Here is a 14,032-nt window from a genome sequence, read left to right as displayed (position 1 = left end):
ATTTTTTATCATGAAAATTTTAGAGCAATTATCAAAATATAAGTTTTCAAGATATTTCCAAATACTGTTCATATTGTGGGATGTGATATTGCTTAATACCGCAGTAATTATTTCAGGATTAATAAAATTTGAAAGTCTGGATAGGCTTTTTTTAAAGGAAGTACAAACAATATCGTTATTAGAAAATTTAATTTGGCTTGGGCTTTTATTATATAAAGATTCCTATAGAATTATCAGAGTCGAAACGATTGAATCTATATTATCAAGAACAATAAAAAAAGTTATTGTTCATGGATCAATTGTTGCCATTTTTGTTGTCTTTTTAGATTACTCCGATATTTCGAGATTTCAACTGCTTTATTTTTATATTTTTTTCTTTTCATTTTTAATGCTTTCCAGAATTTTTTCGATGAAAGTTTTAAAATATATCAGAATGAAAGGCTATAATTTCAGAAACGTTATCATTGTAGGAGCCAATGAAACTGGAAATCGCATTCGCAAAATACTGGCTAAAAATTTAACTTACGGTTATAGGTTTCTGGGTTTTTTTGATGAAAAGGAAAATATTTCCGATGCAATTTCTAAAAACCTTATAGGAGGATTTGAAGATGTTCAAAACTTTATTAGTAAGCATCAGGTTGATGAAATGTACATCACACTTCATATTAATGATATTGAGATAATTAATAAATTAATTCAAATATGCGAACAGCATATGGTACGAATTAAATTTATTCCAGACTTTCAATTGTACACTAAATCTAGTCGAGTTGAAATCTCTTTTTATGAAAACACACCTGTTTTAATGTCAAGAAGAGAACCTTTGGAAAATTCATTAAATCGAATCACAAAAAAGATTTTTGATCTGTGTTTTTCCTTTTTGGTTATAGTTCTACTATTTCCTTGGCTGTTTCCTATTTTGATGCTAATTATAAAAATCGAATCTCCAGGACCAGTTTTTTTTAAACAAGAAAGATCAGGAAGAGATAATAAACCATTTTCATGTTTAAAGTTTAGAAGCATGCGTGTAAATGAAGGTTCCCATAAAAAACAAGCCGAGAAAGGGGACAAACGTGTTACAAGATTTGGTGCTTTTATGAGAAAGACAAGTATTGATGAACTGCCTCAATTTTTTAATGTTCTGTTTGGTAATATGTCAGTTGTCGGGCCAAGACCACACATGTTATATCACACCCAAGCGTATAAGGAATTAATTAACAATTATTTGGTTCGTCACTATGCAAAACCTGGAATTACAGGATGGGCACAGGTAAATGGTTATCGTGGTGAAACAAAAGAACTGGTCGACATGGAAAACAGAGTAGAGTTTGATATTTGGTACATAGAAAATTGGAGCTTGCTCTTAGATATAAAAATCATCATAAAAACAGTTCTCAATGTATTTCATGGAGAAAAAAATGCGTACTGATTTAGTACTTCTATAGATTCAAAATATAATCCTAGCAGAATAATTTAGACTATTCCTGTCCTATAATTTTTTTAAAATCAAGTTTAATGAAATCTAAAATTAATTTTTTGATGAGAAACATCAGTTTCTTGTCAATCATACTTATTCTTTTTTCCTGTGCTTCAAAAAAAGATCTAATATATTATCAAAATATTGATTCATTGGAAACAAAGCAAAATGAAAACTCATATGAAGTTAAAATTCAGCCAGACGATTTACTTATGATTATCGTCTCTGCTGATGATCCTGAAGCAGCTTTACCTTTTAATTTAAAAACGTACAGTATTTCTAATAATAACAAACTTGATGTGACCCGAGGCCAAGAAACAGTTCAGACTTATTTGGTGGATTCTAAAGGCAATATTGAATTTCCAATCGTCGGAAGTATTAAAATAGGAGGACTTACACGTACAGAAGCCCTTCAATTATTGCAAAATAAGATTGGTAATTATATTAAGAAACCAATTATAAATCTTCGTATAACAAATTTTAAGGTTTCGCTGCAGGGTGAAGTCAATTTACCAGGGACTTATAATGTAGCTTCCGAAAGAATTACATTAATAGAAGCTTTAAGCATGGCAAAAGATTTAACAATTTATGGTAAAAGGGACAATATTCTTGTTATTAGAGAAACAAATGGTGTAAAAACATACAATAGAGTTGATATAACAAAAGCTGACTTTATGAATTCGCCTCTTTATTATTTGGCTCAAAACGATATTGTTTATGTTGAACCAAATAGAACAAAAGTCAATTCATCTGCAGTTGGTCCCAATACTTCTGTAATTATATCCGCTGTTTCTATTTTAGTTTCCCTAGCAGTTTTAATTTTTAAATAAAAACAAATGCAAAAAAGAGATTATTACAACGATTTTATCGATGATGAAATTGAAGATGACAACTTTAGAGAACAGTTGGAAAAATACTTAGTTCATTGGCATTGGTTTTTATTTAGCATTATTATTGGTTTAGTTGGAGCTTTTACATATTTATGTTATGCAACAAGAACATATGAAGCGCACACAACCGTATTGGTTAAAGATGAGAAAAAAGGAGGCATACTTTCAGAATTATCAGCCTTTTCAGATATCGGCCTTGGTGGAAGCATGAAAAGTAATGTAGATAATGAAATTGAAATTTTAAAATCAAGAAGCCTAATAGAAAAGACAATTAAAAAATTAAATCTTAATATTTCATTATTTGCTGAAAGAAATATAGTAGACCAAGATATCTATCAAGATGCGCCAATAAGTGTCAATTTTATAAATAGAACAGAATTATTTGATGACACTAAAATTATACTAAAATGTAATTTGTTAAGTTCTGGAACTTTTTTATTGAAGAATGAAATAGAAAATGAAGCAAATGTCAATTTTATTTTAACATCTAAAAAAGAGTTTAAATACGGAGAAAAAATACCAACAAAGATTGGTACTTTAATTATTGATAAAGCACAATTGTCTGACAACAACAAAACTGATCAATTTGAATCTATTTCTATTCAAATCAAACCATTCGATGAGGTTGCAGAAGATTTTAAAAAAAGACTCAAAATTGATCCTATAAGTAAAACAAGTAGTATTGTAGAGGTTTCAATTACAGATCCGGTGGCAAATAGGGCAGAAGCATTTTTAGATAATTTGATTAAGATTTATACTGAAGATGCTGCTGAGGATAAAAATCTAATATCAGAAAACACCTCTGAGTTTATTTCAAACAGACTTTCTTTGATAACAAAAGAACTTGATGGTGTAGAACAAAACGTAGAAGGATTTAAAAAAACGAATAGATTAACAGATATAAATTCTGAAGCTAAGCTATTTATCGAAGGATCAAATGAATATGATAAAAAGGGAGTAGAAACTGAAATTCAACTAAATGTCATTTCTTCATTGTTAGGTTTTATGAAAAACAGTACTAATTCAGACTTACTTCCTTCGAATATTATTACTGATAAAGGAGATGCAGGAGGTTTAATTAGCGCCTACAATCAACTGGTATTAGACAGAAACAGGATTTTAAAATCGGCAACAACTGACAACCCGTCTGTAATTAAATTAGACCAGCAAATTAATTCTTTGAAATCAAGTGTTACGGCTAGTTTAAATCGAATCCAGTCCAATCTCGAGATTCAAAATAAAAACATTAGAAATCAAGAAGGAATTTTAAACAATAAAATTGCTAAAATTCCAGTTCAGGAACGTCAATTAAGAGGGATAGCAAGACAGCAGAAAGTAAAGGAAGAATTATATTTATACTTACTTCAAAAAAGAGAGGAAACAGCAATTTCACTTGCGGCAACAGAGCCTAATGCAAGAGTAATTGATAGCGCAAAAGCGGAACAGACACCAGTTAACCCGAAGAAAAAAATTATCTATTTAGCGGTAGTCTTATTAGGGTTGCTAGTTCCATTTGTGATTATTTATGCGAATGACTTATTAGATACCAAAATCAAAAACAGCAATGATTTGGAAGGAAAAACACAAATTCCATTTATTGGCGAAATACCTTCTTGCAATGATATTTCTGAATTAATTAAATCCAATAGCAGAAGCAGCTCTGCAGAAGCTCTTCGGATTGTCAGAACCAATCTTGGATTTATGTTGAATAAGGTAGAAGAAGGTAAGGCTAAAACGATATTTGTAACTTCAACCTTTGCTTCTGAGGGAAAAACATTTGTTTCAACGAATTTAGCAGCAAGTTTTGCATTACTGGAAAAAAGAGTTTTACTTGTGGGAATGGATATTAGAAGTCCACGTCTCAATGAATATATGGATCTTCCTGTCGAAGGGCTAACGAATTATTTATCATCAAATGATCATAATGTTGACCAATATATTGTAAAACATACTGGGTATGAAAATTTTTATATACTGCCGGCAGGTGTAGTTCCTCCAAATCCAGCTGAATTATTAATGGATAATAAAAAAGTAGATCAATTATTCGAAAAACTAAAAAAAGAATACGATTATATTATTGTTGACACTGCTCCATCCAGTCTTGTAACAGACACTTTACTGGTTGCGAAAAACGCTGATACTTTTGTGTATATTATGCGAGCCAGATTTTTAGAAAAAAGAATGATATCAATTGCAAACGGATTTTTTAGAGACAAAAAACTTCCAAATATGTGTATTGTTCTTAATGATACAAATCCGCAACAAAAATACGGTTATGGATATGTTGAAAAAAGTTCGAAAGCAGGATGTTTCAAGAAACTTATCGGCTAAATTTATAAAAGAAAAAAAACGGCTCAAATATATTGAGCCGTTTTTTTTTATGACCAAGCCATTGTATAATATGTCCTTAATCTAAAGTTTCACAAGAATTGATTTAAAAATAGTATATAAGAATAATTAAAATACTATTTTCGTCATCCAGACTAAAAAACAAATCTTATCTAGAGAAATAAGCCGAAGATGAATTTTTTGCAAAACTTATCACGTTATCGTTTTTCGCGTTACTCCAAATTCTTATTTGTGTGCTGGGATCTTTTATTATTAAATTTTGCTATATATCTGTCTGCTATGGCGAGATTTGGAGATTTAGACAAGCTTTTTTTAAAAGACGAAAAAACGATTTCATTATTGGCGAACCTAATCTGGATAGCTTTACTGATGCAAAAAGACTCTCATAGAATTATTAGGATAGAATATATCGAATCAATTTTAAGAAGAACAATTAAAAAGATTTTTATGCATGTTGCGTTAATAGTCTTTTTTGTGGTTCTTTTAAAATATACAGACATCTCCAGACTCAGGCTATTGTACTTTTACCTGTTTTTCTTTGCTTTGCTCGTGATCTCTCGTTATGTGTTAATGAAGATCTTAAAATATATTAGAGCTAAAGGATATAATTTTAAAAAAATCATCATTGTAGGGGCTAATGAAACTGGGGAAAAGATGCGCAAGATATTAGCTAAAAATTTAACCTACGGATACAAATTTTTAGGTTTTTTTGATCAAAAAAATGAAATTGAAAATCATTCTATTCCTATTACAGGAGGATTCGATGATGTACAAGAGTTTATTATTAGAGAAAAAGTAGAAGAAGTTTATGTGGCTCTGCATATAGACAATATTGAAATAATAAATAAGCTGACAAAAATATGTGAGCAAAATTTGGTAAGGATTAAATTTATTCCAGATTTCCAGTTGTACACAAAATCCAGTAAGGTTGAGGTAGCCTTTTACGAAAATACACCTGTTTTAATGCTGCGTCCTGAACCTTTAGAATTAACAATTAACAGACTCATAAAAAAAATATTTGACCTCTGTTTCTCGATACTCGTTATAATTTTAATCTTTCCCTGGCTATTCCCAATAGTAATGTTAATTATCAAATTAGAATCACCAGGGCCAATATTTTTCAGACAAGATCGTTCTGGTCGTGACAATAAATCGTTTTCATGTTTTAAATTTAGAAGTATGTACGTAAATGATTTGGCACACGATAAACAGGCAGGAAAAGGAGATTCACGTATAACAAAATTTGGGGCCTTTATGCGTAAAACAAGCATTGATGAGCTGCCTCAATTTTTCAATGTTATTTTAGGAAATATGTCTGTTGTTGGACCAAGGCCTCATATGGTCAATCTAGCTAAAGAATATGGGGAACTAATAGATAACTACTCTGTCCGCCATTATGCAAAACCTGGAATTACAGGTTGGGCCCAAGTAAATGGCTATCGAGGAGAAACAAAAAAGCTCTCTGATATGGAAAATAGAGTGGAATGCGATATTTGGTATATAGAAAACTGGAGTTTGTTATTAGATATTAAAATTATAATTAGAACAATTATGAATATTGTTCAAGGCGAAGAAAATGCTTATTGATAGCTCTAAAAGTATTAAATCTTAAAAAAAGAATTATTTGCAATTACTTCTTTCAAAACAGAAACACTACTAACATTCACTTTTTGTTCAAAAGATCTGATATGCTTATTATGATGTATATCAGTTCCTGCAAAATCGTACATTCCCTTTTTTAGAAGCTGTTCTGCTGTCTTGTTAATCTCACTTCCATAATACCCAACAACAGAAAGTAAGTTTAATTGAAATTTACACCCCGCCTTTTTTAATTTATCATATTCATTAAAGTTTTTATGATAAAACAAATATCTTTCCGGGTGAGCCAGAACAGGAATATATCCTGCTACTTGTAAATCAAAAAGTATCTTATAAAGCTGTACAGGAGCATTAATGTATGACATTTCTACCAGTACGTAATTATCTTTTAAAGTTAAAAGCTTTTCAGTTCTAAAGTGCCTTTCAAACCAATCATCCATAAAATATTCAGCAGCAGCCTTAAAAGGTATTTTTATTTGATTTTCTTCTAATGCATTTTGTGTTTCCTGAAGTTTTGATTGTATAATTTCAGAAGAGTTATTCCAAACATAATGACTGATATGCGGTGTCGTGATAATTTGACTTATTCCTAATTTTTGAAAAGATTTAGTAAGTTCAATAGATTTCGCAAGAGATTTAGCACCATCATCAATTCCTGGTATAAGGTGAGAATGAATGTCAACAAAACTGCCGTCAAGCAAGTCTTTTAATGCAGGTTTCGATTTAAAGAATGTGAACATGGGGTAAAGCTATGTAACTCAATTTATAAGTGACAAAATTAACATAGAAATTGTAATAAGACATTTTAGAATTATACTATATTTGATTTTTAGTAAAAAAGTAAAAAATTATGAAAATAAAAACGAATTTGTTTAATCAGAGAATTATTTCTATAGATGCTTTGCGTGGAATTACAATTTTTGTAATGATTTTTGTAAATGAACTGGCAAGTATTCAAAATGTTCCTCAATGGATGAAACACATGCCTGCAGATGCAGATGCAATGACTTTTGTAGATTTAGTTTTTCCTGCTTTTTTATTTATTGTCGGAATGTCAATTCCGTTTGCTTTTAATGCCAGATTACTAAAAGGAGATACTACAAAAACAATTTGGACCCATACTTTCAAACGAGCTTTGGCACTTATAATTATTGGTGTTTTTATGGTTAATGCCGAATATGGTTATGATGCTTCTAAAATGATAATTGCACCTGCTTTTTGGGGACTTTTGGCGTATGCCATGCCAATTCCGATTTGGAATAAATATCCCAGAGATTTTCCTTTCTGGCTCAAAAATGTACTTCAATACGGTGGAATTTTGGTTTTAATTGCACTTTACTTTCTGTACATTCAAGACACGGGAGAAAGAGGAATGACTCCAAAATGGTGGGGAATTTTAGGACTTATAGGATGGGCATATCTTTTTACAGTGGTTTATTATTGGCTGGTGTCTGGAAATCTTTGGGCAATGATCGGATTTTTAGTTTTTTGCGTGGTAATGAATTCTTTAAATCTTACCGAAAATTCATTTGTTCAAAACATTTCATGGCTCAGCTTTATTGCAGGTCATCTTACACATGCTGCTTTAGCCTCTGCAGGGATAATTATTTCGTTATTGTTTTTTGACCGAAAAATCGAAAACAAAATGAATTGGCCGGTTATTGGTTTTATAGTTTTGTTTTTTACCGTTGGATTTGCTCTCCGACCTTATTTCGGGATATCAAAAATACACGGAACTCCATCTTGGACAATGCTGTCAGCAGGAATTTGCACAATCTTATTTTACTTTCTGTATTGGTTAATGGAAGTTAAAAAACAGACAAAATGGAGTGACTTTTTTATGCCGGCCGCTGCAAATCCGTTATTGATTTATATTTTGCCGGGCGTTATTTATTATTTCTGTAAAGCATTCAATATTCATATTATTCCGGGATATTTTAGAGAGGGAGTTCCTGGGATTATTTGGTCTTTGGTATTTTCTACGATTATGCTTTTCGTGATGAAAATCTTGAACAAATATAAAATTCAGCTGCATCTTTAGTTAGTATTCAGTCTCAGTCTCGGTCTCAGTTTCCAGTCTCAGTATTCAGTGTTAAAAACTGAAAACTGTCACTGTGACTGAAAACTAAAAAAAGACCGATTTTATCCGTAATATATCTCCAGAAACTGGATTGTAATTTACAAAGTTGAATTTGCATAAATTGTGAATATCTAAAACTTTTCCATCTGGAAGTTCGTCTTGTTTGAAATTTGACCAAGGAATTTTTATCGTTCTAAAGTGGTTTGGAGATGCAGGCAGACTAACTCTTGGGTGAGAACCGCCGTGCACACAGCCAGTTCCTTCAGGATTTCCTTCTCTGGCTTGTAATTTTATAATCTGAGTAGATTGATACGTAATTTCAACATACTTTGATTCGCTGGAAAGATTTGTAGAAATTCCGTCATTCGTTTCAGATGCTGTGATCATTACATTCAGTTCTATTTCGCCTTTTGGATTATCTTTCGCAGTAACAGAAACAATTCCTTTTTGTAGACGAACAGAATTAATTGTTTCTTCATTCTCTTTAACAGGACCAGCTATAAACCATCTATTCGACTTTACAAGATCTTGCTTTTGTTGATCATTTTGAGAAAAACAAAAAAGGGAAAAAAGTAAAAAGTACACAAATAGATAACGCATAGGAGTTTAAAATCAAATGTTTAGATATTCAAATGTAACTTTTTCTATTCATTTTAAAATTCTTTTTTATTCACTTAAAAATTTGACTATAATTCTTAATAAAGTTTTAAATTTGTAAGAAGTGTTTTTAAAATATTGTAAGTGAATAGTTTAAGAATTGTATCAGCACTCTCTTTTTTCTTAATCGCCTCGTTTTGTAATGCGCAAAACGATAGTATAAGTATGGGAAATCGAGACATTCTAGATGTTATTCATAGAATTTTTGATAAAAATGATACAATCAAAAAAGACAATCAAAAAAAACTAGCATTCTCTTTGCTGCCAGTTCCTGTAGATGTAAATTCCAATACAGGTTTAGTGGTTTCTTTTTTAACTACATTTTATTTAGGCGAAGATCATCAAAAAACTAAAATGTCTCAGGTTACATTTTCCCCTTATTTCAGTTTTACGAAACAATATGTTTTTCCTATTCAGACTTATGTTTATACCAGTGAAGATAAGTGGAATTTTATTGGAGATTATCGGTATATGATTTATCCGCAGCTTACTTATGGATTGGGCGAACATGAGTCAAAAAAAGAAATGTCAACTCTCGATTATCAGCAGTGGCGTTTTTATCAGTTCATAACCAGAAAAATTATTGGTAATTATCGTTTGGGAGTCGGTTTTCTTTTTGATAATTACCAGAATATTTCTGAAGAATCTTATATAGATGAAGAAACAGATTATTTTAAATATATGAATGGCAATTATTCTGATGAAAGTTCTTTTGGTTTTGCTGTTCAAGGTTTATACGATTCTCGAAAAAATATTATAAATCCAGAACAAGGATTGTATGTAGAAGCCGATTTGCGAATTAACACCAGCGGAGTGGAAGGAGATAAATGGCAGTCATTGTATATTGATGCTCGAAAATATCATTCATTTAGTACAACCAAACACAGAGTCTGGGCATCAAGAGCTTTTTATTGGTCAACCTTTGGCGGAAAACCACATTATTTAGATCTTCCAAGTATTGGCTGGGACCGCGACGGAAAAACAGGGCGCGGTTTTACCAAAAACAGATATAGAAGTAATGCATTGATTTATTTTGAAACCGAATATAGAACGGATATTAGCCGAAATGGATTTTTTGGTGCCGTATTTTTTACCAATATTTCCTCGGTTTCTAAGTTGGATACTTACGATTTTAAAAAATGGAATCCAGCTGTGGGAACAGGAATTCGGATCAAATGGAACAAACGAAATGGCAGCAATCTCGCGCTGGATTACGGAATTAGTAAAAACGATTGGTCATTGCGTTTGGGGTTATCAGAAAATTTCTAACTTTCGACCCAAATTTACAGATCAAATATTCATGCAGTTATCGATTATTATTCTCAATTATAATGTCCGTTACTTTCTGGAGCAATGCATTTTAAGTGTTCAGGAAGCGATTGCTGCAATTGAGGCCGAAATTATTGTTGTAGATAATAATTCGTCAGACGAAAGTGTTTTGATGATGCAGGAAAAATTTCCAGAAGTTACTTTGATTCAAAACAAAGAAAATTTTGGTTTCCCGAAAGGGAATAATATTGGTTTTCGTCAAGCGAAAGGAAACTACATCTGTATATTAAATCCCGATACTGTTGTTGCAGAAGATACCTTTACGAAGGTTCTGGCTTTCGCCGAAAGGCAGCCCAATCTCGGCATTATAGGCTGTAAATTAATTGACGGGACAGGAAATTTTCTGCCAGAAAGTAAACGCGGTATTCCCACGCCTTGGGTTGCATTTACTAAAGTTTTTGGGTTGTATAAAATCTTTCCCAAAATAAAACTTTTTAATCAATATTACGCACAGCATTTAAGTGAAAACGAAACGGGAAAAGTTGATATTCTAGTTGGGGCTTTTATGTTTTTAGAAAGTAAATTATATCAAGATTTAAATGGTTTTGATGAAGATTGTTTTATGTATGCCGACGATATCGATTTGTCATATCGTGCGCTTCAGAAAGGGAAAAACAACTTTTATTTTCACGATACCACAGTTTTGCATTATAAGGGAGAAAGCACAATAAAAGACGAAAAATACATGAAACGTTTTCAGGAAGCTATGAATTTCTTTTATGCGAAACATTTTAAGAAATCATGGTTTTTTAGTTTTTTCATTCAAGTTGGAACTTGGTTTTTCTCTATTGTAAAAATGTTTCAGGGAAATGTAAAAGAAAAACCATTGCCAGAATGCTATATTTTGTACTCTGAAAATGCGAATTTATCTGAAAAACTAGCTTCGATTTTAGAAAATAAAGTTAGTTTTTTGAATTTGAAAAAAGAAAAAATGGTAAATTCGTGCCTGATTTTAAAGGGTAAAAAGACAGAGATCATTTTGGATAATCAATATGTTTCATTCAAAAAATGTATCAATATAATAGAAACTCTTAAAGATAAGAACATTACTTTTAAGATTTTCCCTAAAAGAACAGCTTTTATTATTGGAAGTAATTTAAGAAATGGGAGAGGGGAAATCAGAAAAATTAAGTAAAAATTATACAAAGTGTAATTTATATTTAATTTTTTCAGTAATTTCGCAATCAGAAAATCAAAATCATCCTTTAGAATAACAATATGGCAAGATTTGAATTAAAGCTTCCAAAAATGGGAGAAAGTGTCGCTGAAGCAACTATTACAAATTGGTTGAAAGAAGTTGGAGACAAAATTGAAGCTGATGAAGCAGTACTTGAAATTGCAACAGATAAGGTTGACAGTGAAGTACCTAGCGAAGTATCAGGAATTTTAGTTGAGCAGTTGTTTGGTAAAGATGATTTGGTACAAGTAGGGCAGACTATTGCTATTATTGAAACTGAAGGCGGTGCGGCACCAGCTCCAGAAACAAGTTCGGTTGAAGAAACTGCTGTTCCTGAAGCGGCGGCTGAAATTGAAAAAACAATTGAAGCAGTAAAAGAAACTGTAACCACTGCAGAAGATTTTTCAGGATCAGAAAAATTCTTTTCTCCATTAGTAAAAAACATCGCGAAAGAAGAAAATATCTCTCTAAATGAGTTAGAAAACATGGCTGGATCTGGAAAAGACGGCCGAGTTACAAAAGAAGATATTTTAAAATATATAGAAGATCGTAAATCTGGTGTTACAGCATCACCACAAACAGTTGAAGCTCCTAAACCTATTGTTGAAGCGCCAAAAGCAGTTCAGACACCAGAGCCAGTTGTACAAAAAAGTCAGCAGGCGGTTCCAGTTTCTGTAAATGGAGGCGACGAAATTGTAGAAATGGACAGAATGCGTAAACTGATTTCAGGATACATGACAGCTTCGGTTCAAACTTCTGCTCACGTACAATCGTTTATTGAAGTAGACGTAACAAACATTGTAAAATGGAGAGATAAAGTAAAAACAGCTTTCGAAAAAAGAGAAGGCGAAAAACTTACTTTTACTCCAATTATGATGGAAGCCGTTGCAAAAGCATTGAAAGATTTCCCTGGAATGAATATTTCTGTCGATGGCGATTATATCATCAAAAAGAAAAATATCAATTTAGGAATGGCAGCAGCACTGCCAAACGGGAATTTAATTGTTCCTGTAATTAAAAATGCAGATCAACTAAATCTTGTTGGAATGGCAAAAGCGGTTAACGATTTAGGAAACCGTGCGAAAGCTGGAAAACTGAAACCAGACGATACGCAAGGAGGAACTTATACAGTTACAAATGTGGGAACATTTGGAAGTGTTTTTGGAACGCCAATTATCAATCAGCCTCAAGTGGGAATTTTGGCGCTTGGAGCGATTCGTAAAGTTCCAGCAGTAATAGAAACTCCAGAAGGAGATTTTATTGGAATCCGTCAAAAAATGTTCTTGTCGCACTCTTACGATCATAGAGTTGTAGATGGGGCATTAGGAGGAAGTTTTGTGAAAAGAGTAGCAGAATATTTAGAAGCTTTCGATGTAGATAGAGATTTCTAAAAATATATTATAAGTATAGATTTAAATCCGATAAGTATAAAAACTTATCGGATTTTTCTTTTGTAAGAAAAGGTTAGAAATCAAAGCGTCAACTAGAAGGTGACCTATTTTTGAAAAGTTAAAATTGCGAATTGAAAGCTTTTTTCGACAAAAAAAATGAGAATAAACGAGGAAATTCGGCTTTAAAAATTACATTTGTAAACTTATAAAAATTAGAAATGGAACTCAAACTAAACAAGCCAATTTGCTTTTTTGATCTCGAAACAACGGGAATTGATATCGGTAAAGATAGAATCGTAGAAATTTCAATATTTAAAGTTTTTCCTAACGGAAATAAAGAAAGTAAAACCTGGTTGGTTAATCCAACAATTCCAATTCCTCCGCAAACAACGGCAGTTCATGGTATTACAGATGAAAAAGTAGCCAACGAACCAACCTTTGCAGAGCTTGCTCCGCAAGTTCATAATATGATAAAAGATAGTGATTTGGGTGGTTTTAACTCAGATCGTTTTGATATTCCGCTTCTCGCAGAAGAATTGCTTCGTGCAGGAGTAGATTTTGATATGAAAAATAAAGTTTCTGTAGATGTTCAGACTATTTTTCATAAAATGGAAGAACGTACTTTAAGTGCTGCTTTGAAGTTTTATTGTGGAAAAAGTCTGGAAAATGCACACTCGGCAGAAGCAGATACAATGGCGACTTATGAAATTTTAAAAGCGCAGTTAGATCGTTATCCAGAATTGGAAAATGATATGAGATCGTTGTCTGAATTCACAACCCGTAAAAAAATAGCAGATTTTGCCGGAATGATCGCTTTTGATAAAGACGATGAAGAAATTTTTACTTTTGGAAAACATAAAGGTGCTAAAGTTGAAAAAGTTTTAGAAGCAGAGCCAGGATATTTCAGCTGGATCCAAAATGCTGATTTTCCTTTATATACCAAAAAAGTATTAACAGCAATTAAATTAAGAAAATTAAATACGAAATAAGTTTCTAAGACGCTAAGTTTATAAGTCGCTAAGTTTTTTTGCGTAGTTTTTATTAGAATCTTACCGTCTTAGAATCTTAGAACCTAAAAAAAAA

Annotated in this window: 11 protein-coding genes; 9 read left to right on the top strand and 2 right to left on the bottom strand. The window is 31.8% G+C overall.

Features of this window, described 5'->3' with window-relative positions; all coding sequences use genetic code 11:
• Positions 1–10: 10 nt before the first annotated feature.
• The 4 genes from QMG60_RS22005 to QMG60_RS21990 all read left to right on the top strand — a co-directional run bounded on the left by QMG60_RS22005 (position 11) and on the right by QMG60_RS21990 (position 6,303).
• Positions 11–1,429 (top strand): undecaprenyl-phosphate glucose phosphotransferase, encoded by a 1,419-nt coding sequence (locus QMG60_RS22005; protein WP_281866429.1) that lies wholly within the window; start codon positions 11–13, stop codon positions 1,427–1,429.
• An 86-nt stretch (positions 1,430–1,515) separates the two neighbouring features.
• Positions 1,516–2,307 carry a polysaccharide biosynthesis/export family protein gene (locus QMG60_RS22000; protein WP_281866428.1) on the top strand — a complete coding sequence of 264 codons (792 nt, stop codon included), beginning with the start codon at positions 1,516–1,518 and terminating at the stop codon, positions 2,305–2,307.
• A gap of 6 nt (positions 2,308–2,313) precedes the next feature.
• A complete protein-coding gene (locus QMG60_RS21995; RefSeq protein ID WP_281866427.1) occupies positions 2,314–4,698 on the top strand; it encodes a tyrosine-protein kinase family protein in 2,385 nt (794 codons plus the stop codon).
• Positions 4,699–4,995: 297 nt separating this feature from the next.
• Positions 4,996–6,303 carry an undecaprenyl-phosphate glucose phosphotransferase gene (locus QMG60_RS21990; RefSeq protein WP_281866426.1) on the top strand — a complete coding sequence of 436 codons (1,308 nt, stop codon included), beginning with the start codon at positions 4,996–4,998 and terminating at the stop codon, positions 6,301–6,303.
• A 14-nt stretch (positions 6,304–6,317) separates the two neighbouring features.
• Here QMG60_RS21990 and QMG60_RS21985 read toward each other — a convergent pair whose 3' ends face one another.
• Positions 6,318–7,055 (bottom strand): CpsB/CapC family capsule biosynthesis tyrosine phosphatase, encoded by a 738-nt coding sequence (locus QMG60_RS21985; RefSeq protein ID WP_281866425.1) that lies wholly within the window; start codon positions 7,053–7,055, stop codon positions 6,318–6,320.
• A 110-nt stretch (positions 7,056–7,165) separates the two neighbouring features.
• Here QMG60_RS21985 and QMG60_RS21980 point away from each other — a divergent pair, with 110 nt between their 5' ends.
• On the top strand, positions 7,166–8,356 hold the full coding sequence (locus tag QMG60_RS21980; RefSeq protein ID WP_281866424.1) for a DUF5009 domain-containing protein: 1,191 nt from the start codon (positions 7,166–7,168) through the stop codon (positions 8,354–8,356).
• Between the two features lie 84 nt (positions 8,357–8,440).
• Here the strand turns inward: QMG60_RS21980 and QMG60_RS21975 are convergent, their stop codons facing one another.
• Positions 8,441–8,995 (bottom strand): hypothetical protein, encoded by a 555-nt coding sequence (locus QMG60_RS21975; RefSeq protein ID WP_281866423.1) that lies wholly within the window; start codon positions 8,993–8,995, stop codon positions 8,441–8,443.
• A 222-nt stretch (positions 8,996–9,217) separates the two neighbouring features.
• Between QMG60_RS21975 and QMG60_RS21970 the strand changes: the two genes are divergently transcribed.
• The 4 genes from QMG60_RS21970 (at position 9,218) to QMG60_RS21955 (ending at position 13,938) form a co-directional block, all read left to right on the top strand.
• The gene (locus QMG60_RS21970) at positions 9,218–10,321 is read left to right on the top strand and encodes a hypothetical protein (protein WP_281866422.1); all 1,104 of its coding nucleotides are present in this window, start codon (positions 9,218–9,220) and stop codon (positions 10,319–10,321) included.
• A gap of 31 nt (positions 10,322–10,352) precedes the next feature.
• A complete protein-coding gene (locus tag QMG60_RS21965; protein ID WP_281867946.1) occupies positions 10,353–11,516 on the top strand; it encodes a glycosyltransferase family 2 protein in 1,164 nt (387 codons plus the stop codon).
• An 83-nt stretch (positions 11,517–11,599) separates the two neighbouring features.
• On the top strand, positions 11,600–12,949 hold the full coding sequence (locus QMG60_RS21960; protein WP_281866421.1) for a dihydrolipoamide acetyltransferase family protein: 1,350 nt from the start codon (positions 11,600–11,602) through the stop codon (positions 12,947–12,949).
• Between the two features lie 218 nt (positions 12,950–13,167).
• Positions 13,168–13,938 carry a 3'-5' exonuclease gene (locus tag QMG60_RS21955; protein ID WP_057116877.1) on the top strand — a complete coding sequence of 257 codons (771 nt, stop codon included), beginning with the start codon at positions 13,168–13,170 and terminating at the stop codon, positions 13,936–13,938.
• Positions 13,939–14,032 lie beyond the last annotated feature (94 nt).

The sequence above is a fragment of the Flavobacterium sp. GSB-24 genome (assembly GCF_027924665.1).
Lineage (GTDB): Bacteria > Bacteroidota > Bacteroidia > Flavobacteriales > Flavobacteriaceae > Flavobacterium.
Note: the sequence above shows the minus strand (reverse complement) of the source record. Positions and strands in the feature narration are given on the sequence as shown.